General features: G+C 53.5%; 4 protein-coding genes and 2 pseudogenes. 5 read left to right on the top strand and 1 reads right to left on the bottom strand.

Annotated elements, in window-relative coordinates:
* Positions 1-345: FAD-dependent oxidoreductase (locus BG74_RS07630; protein ID WP_244267427.1), on the bottom strand; the 345-nt coding region annotated here is incomplete at its 3' end.
* Between the two features lie 211 nt (positions 346-556).
* Here BG74_RS07630 and miaB point away from each other — a divergent pair.
* The 5 genes and pseudogenes from miaB to lnt all read left to right on the top strand — a co-directional run.
* A pseudogene (gene miaB / locus BG74_RS07625) lies at positions 557-1,843 on the top strand (tRNA (N6-isopentenyl adenosine(37)-C2)-methylthiotransferase MiaB).
* Positions 1,844-2,120: 277 nt separating this feature from the next.
* Positions 2,121-3,216, top strand: a pseudogene (locus BG74_RS07620) (PhoH family protein).
* Positions 3,213-3,683 carry an rRNA maturation RNase YbeY gene (gene ybeY / locus BG74_RS07615; protein ID WP_066597613.1) on the top strand — a complete coding sequence of 157 codons (471 nt, stop codon included), beginning with the start codon at positions 3,213-3,215 and terminating at the stop codon, positions 3,681-3,683. Before BG74_RS07620 ends, ybeY begins: the two are co-directional and overlap by 4 nt.
* Positions 3,684-3,729: 46 nt before the next feature.
* A complete protein-coding gene (gene corC, locus BG74_RS07610) occupies positions 3,730-4,590 on the top strand; it encodes a CNNM family magnesium/cobalt transport protein CorC (protein WP_066597612.1) in 861 nt (286 codons plus the stop codon).
* Between the two features lie 25 nt (positions 4,591-4,615).
* A partial coding sequence (lnt, locus tag BG74_RS17875) for an apolipoprotein N-acyltransferase (RefSeq protein ID WP_244267426.1) occupies positions 4,616-5,463 on the top strand: 848 nt, incomplete at its 3' end.

Here is a 5,463-nt window from a genome sequence, read left to right as displayed (position 1 = left end):
CCGGCGGTTCTCCACCATAAAACCCAGCTCCGGCAGGCTGAGGGAGATAGCATCGAACGCTACCACTGAGGACGGCCACTCCCAGGTTTCCAGGCGGCGGTACGGAACGCAAAAACGGTCGCCAATGTGTTGCCAGGCCTTGAGGCGGCGCAGCAGCGCCACCGAGGTGCTGCTGATAGCCGACACTCGTAAATCCGGCGGCGCGTCGTCTGCCACGAACGTCGGTGGGGTGGGGTCAACAACCAGCACCCGAAATCCCGTCTGGGCCAGCGCCAGTGCCAGCGTTGCTCCCACTATGCCGCCGCCGGCCACCACCACCTCATAGCACGCTTCGTTCGTCTTCATTTCGGCCAATGCCTACGCTATTATTTTTCATATTCTGGTTTCATATTCCGGTATTATACCGCAAAATTTACCCTTTAAAGATGCGATGTACGCGCAACTGGTCACAACACCAGCAAAAGATTACAACACGCGCCCTGTGCAAGTCTGTAGGCTTTTTAATACTGCATTGAGTAATGACCAAGAACCCCATATCAAAACCTGGGGCTGTCAGATGAATGAATATAATTCATCCAAGATGACCGACTTATTCGGATAGCACCCACGGCTACCAGTTGACGGAAAACCCCGAAAAAGCGGATGTCCCGCTGCTCAATACCTGCTCCATCTGGGGAAAAACGTAGGAGAAGTTGTTTCATCAGCTGAGCTGATAGCGGATGTTGAGGAAGCCCAGCCAGATTTGATTATCGGCGCCGGCGGCTTTGTGGAGTCTCAAGAAGGCGCCCATATACGCGAACGGGTCAATTATGTGAATATCATTTTCGAGCCGCAGACCCTGCACCGGCTGCCGGAACCGCGTGCGGAAGAGCCGACTGCCTTTGTCCCGCATGGAAGGCTGCAACAAATACTGCAGTTTTTGCGTCATGCACTACACCAGCGGCAAAACAGTCAGCCGTCCGTGCGACGATATTCTTTTCGAGGTTGCCCAACTGGCGGATCAGGTAGGGCGTGCGCGAAGTTAACCTGCTGGGGTAGAACATCAACGCCTATCGCGGCGACAACTATGACGACGGTATCTACACCTTCGCCGAACTGCTGAGGCTGGTGGCAGCCATCGATGGAATTGACCACATCCGGTATATCACCCAGCCATCCTATCGAGCTCACCGACGGTATTATCTATGTCTACCGCGATATCCCAGAGCTGATTAGCTTCGTGCATTTGCCTGCCGGTGTAAAGCGGTTCCGATCGCATCCTGACCATTATGAAACACGCCCATACCTCGCTAGAATATAAATTAATTATCCGCCGGCTGTGTAAAGCGCGCCCGGATATTCAAATCAGCTCGAACTTCATCGTCAGCTTTCCGGGTGAAGCCTAGCACGATTTTGAGCAAACGATGAACCTTATTCGCAGACGTGAATTTCGACACGAACTTCAGCTTTATTTCCACCCGTCCTGTTTTCCCCGACGCCGATATGGCGGATAACCGTCAGCGACGAAGAGAAAAAGCAGCAGCTGCATATTTTTCAAGAACGTATCACGCAAACAAGCCACGCAGTTCAGCCCCACATGCAGGGTACGGTGCATCGTATTCTCGTGGAAAGCACATCGCACAAAAAATGTAATGGAACTGTCCGGGTGTACCGAGAACAATCGGGTCGTCAATTTTGAAGGCGCTCTGTCCATAGTAGGCAAATTAGTCGATGTGGAAATTGTGGATATCTATCCCAATTCGTCGCTGTGCGGGAATCCTTGTTGCGCACCAGGGATCAAATGGCATTGCGCAGTCGTGAAAGCCAGGCGTCGGTCATTGTCCGCACTCGTAAAGAGAACTAACTTGGGCGTGGCATTTACCAGTCGTGAACCCCTCTCTCGCCCGCCATCACGCCCGGGGGGCGGGGTCGCTGCTCTGTCTCTTCACCATTGCCCTGGTTGCATTGCACTAATTGTACCCCAATATACATATGATGACCTTTGCCCTTGAATTATGGCCTTTGCCATTGACAACCTGGTAGGGGATGCTTCACTTATTAGCCATATGCCAGGTTGTCGGCCCTCATAGACCCTAGCCTGTGGTTCACCCTGTAATGACTTTAGTGCCGAGAGGAAAGATTTGAACGTCGAAACCAAAGAAATCATGCTGGAACCCGCAGATAACAACCGTCTATTGAGCCTCTGTGGGCCGTTTGATGATAATATCAAGCAAATTGAGCGCCGGTTAGGCATTGAGATTAATCGGCGTGACAATATTTTCAAACTGGTAGGCAAGCCCCTGTGCGTAGATGCCGCTGCGTCCATTCTCACCTCGCTGTACGTCGACACGGTGCCGCTACGCGGCATTATCACCGATATTGAGCCGGAACAAATCCACCTAGCCATCAAACAGAATCGGATGCTGGAACAAACGGTGGAAAACGTGTCCGATTATGGCCGAACGGTAAATATACAAACCAAATGCGGCATCATTAAACCGCGTACGCCGAACCAGGCGCAATATATTGCCCACATTCTCGATCATGATATTACTTTTGGCATCGGCCCAGCTGGGACCGGTAAAACCTATCTGGCGGTGGCGGCGGCGGTAGATGTGCTAGAGCGGCAAGAAATCCGCCGTATTCTCCTGACCCGTCCGGCGGTGGAAGCTGGGGAGAAACTGGGTTTCTTGCCCGGCGATCTGAGTCAAAAGGTCGACCCTTATCTGCGCCCGCTTTACGACGCGCTCTTTGAGATGCTGGGCTTCGAGAGGGTAGAAAAACTGATTGAGCGTAATGTCATCGAGATCGCGCCGCTGGCCTACATGCGCGGGCGCACGATGAACGACGCCTTCATCATTCTCGACGAGAGCCAGAACACCACTATTGAACAGATGAAGATGTTTCTGACCCGCATCGGCTTTAATTCCAAAGCGGTGATAACCGGCGATGTCACGCAGATAGACCTGCCGCGCAATCAGAAATCAGGGTTGCGTCACGCGGTGGAAGTACTAGCGGAAGTCGAGGAAATCAGCTTCAATTTCTTCCATAGCGAAGACGTAGTGCGCCACACGGTTGTAGCGCGTATTGTCAATGCCTATGAAGCCTGGGAAAGCGCTGACCAGAAACGCAAAGAGCAACTGGCCACCCGATCGCAAACGCGAGTCCCTGGTCCAGATTAACGGTACAGCACAGAGCGGATCAGGTTCACCGTTCTCCGGGGAGCATAGCACATGAACGAGGTGATACTAGACCTGCAGCTGGCCTGCGATGACGCGCGCAATCTGCCCAATGAGGCAGATTTTCTGCGCTGGTTGCAGGGCGTATTGCCGCTGTTTCGCAACTGTGCGGAAGTCACCGTGCGCCTGGTGGATGAAGCGGAAAGCCATGAACTCAATTTCACCTACCGCGGCAAAGACAGACCTACCAACGTGCTCTCTTTTGCCTTTGAAGCCCCACCGGAAGTGGAATTGCCCCTGCTAGGGGATTTGGTCATCTGCCGCCAGGTGGTGGAACGCGAAGCACAGCAGCAGGAGAAAGCGTTGGAAGCGCATTGGGCGCATATGGTTGTTCACGGTTCACTACATCTGCTAGGGTATAATCATATCCTGGACGAGGAAGCCATGGAAATGGAATCGCTGGAAACGGAGATCATGCAAAAGCTCATTTACCCAGATCCCTATCTTGCAGAGAAAGACTTGTAATCTCCCGTTCCTTTTAATCATTAGAGAGTGAAATTAATCTAACGCTATGAGCGACGACTATTCGCAGAGCAACGACAACCTCAGCCCCAAGAAGGGCTTTTTTACCCTGATGCTAAATCAGCTGTTTCACAGTGAACCGAAAAACCGTGATGATCTTTTGGAATTTATTAGAGATTCCGAAAAGAATGAGCTTATCGATCACGATACCCGCGATATGCTAGAAGGCGTCATGGACATCGCCGAACAACGGGTGCGAGATATCATGATCCCACGCTCGCAGATTATCACGCTGAAGAAGAACCAATCCCTGCAAGAGTGCCTTGATGCTATCGTAGAATCGGCTCATTCCCGCTTTCCGGTCATCAGCGAAGATAAAGATCATGTGGAGGGGATCCTGCTGGCCAAGGATTTGCTGGCGTTCATGCTCAGCCACGACGAACCCTTTAGTATTGAGAAGATTGTGCGCCCGGCGGTCGTGGTGCCGGAAAGCAAACGAGTGGACCGTATGCTCAAGGAGTTCCGATCCCAGCGTTATCACATGGCCATCGTCATAGATGAATTCGGCGGCGTGTCAGGTCTGGTGACCATCGAGGATATCCTGGAGCTTATCGTTGGTGAAATCGAGGATGAATACGACGATGAAGAGGAGCGGGATATCCGCCAACTGAACCGCTACACCTTCACCATTCGCGCCCTGACCCCCATTGAGGATTTTAACGAGGTCTTCAATACACACTTCAGCGATGAGGAAGTGGATACCATCGGCGGCCTGGTGATGCAGGCCTTTGGCCATTTGCCGGCGCGCGGCGAGGCTATCGACATTGATGGCTACAATTTCAAAGTGGCAATGGCCGATAGCCGGCGCATTATCCAAGTGTATGTCAAAATACCCGAGAATTCACCGTGACACACCATGGAAGATTAAATTCCCAATGGCTATCCCCCCACTGTTTGCACGCCGGCGGCTCCGTGCGCTGCTGGCGCTCATTACCGGTGCTTGCGGCACCCTGGCATTTTCCCCATACGATTTCTGGCCCGCGGCTGTTATCTCGCTAGGTGGCCTGCTGGCGGTAATACTCAACCGCAGCGGCCAGAAAGCCGGCTGGCTGGGCTTTGTCTGGGGTTTTGGCCTGTTCGGCACCAGCGTTAACTGGGTCTACGTCAGCATCGCACAATTCGGCGGTCTGCCTGGCCCGGTAAACGTAGCGCTGGTGGTGGTACTGGCCGCCTATTTGGCGTTATACCCTATGCTATTTGCTGCTCTGCTGGCACGTCTGTGGCCGCGTACTAGCATGTGGAGGCTAACACTCGGCGCGCCAGTGCTGTGGTCGATCACCGAATTTCTGCGTGGCTGGGTGCTGGGCGGTTTCCCTTGGCTGGAATTTGGCTACAGTCAAATTGATGGACCGCTAAAAGGGATCGCGCCGCTCTTGGGTGTTCAGGCTATCACCTTCATACTGATGATGATAAGCGGCCTGGTGGTCTTTGCGCTGGCACGGCGGCAATGGCTGCCGGCGCTGGGCGCACTGGCTCTGATGCTACTGCCCTGGCCGCTGCGCTCGTTACAGTGGTACCAGCCTCAGCCAGCGCGGGCCATTAACGTGGCTCTAGTACAGGGCAATATTGCCCAGTCGATGAAATGGGAGGCCAGTCAGGTCGGCCCGACGCTGGATATTTACCTGCAGCGTACCCTGCCGGCCCTCGGCAAAGCGCAGATGGTCATCTGGCCGGAATCGGCCATCCCAGACGACGAGATTGCCCAGAACGCGTTCCTAATCCG

The organism is Sodalis-like endosymbiont of Proechinophthirus fluctus (assembly GCF_001602625.1).
Classification (GTDB): Bacteria; Pseudomonadota; Gammaproteobacteria; order Enterobacterales; family Enterobacteriaceae.
Note: the sequence above shows the minus strand (reverse complement) of the source record. Positions and strands in the feature narration are given on the sequence as shown.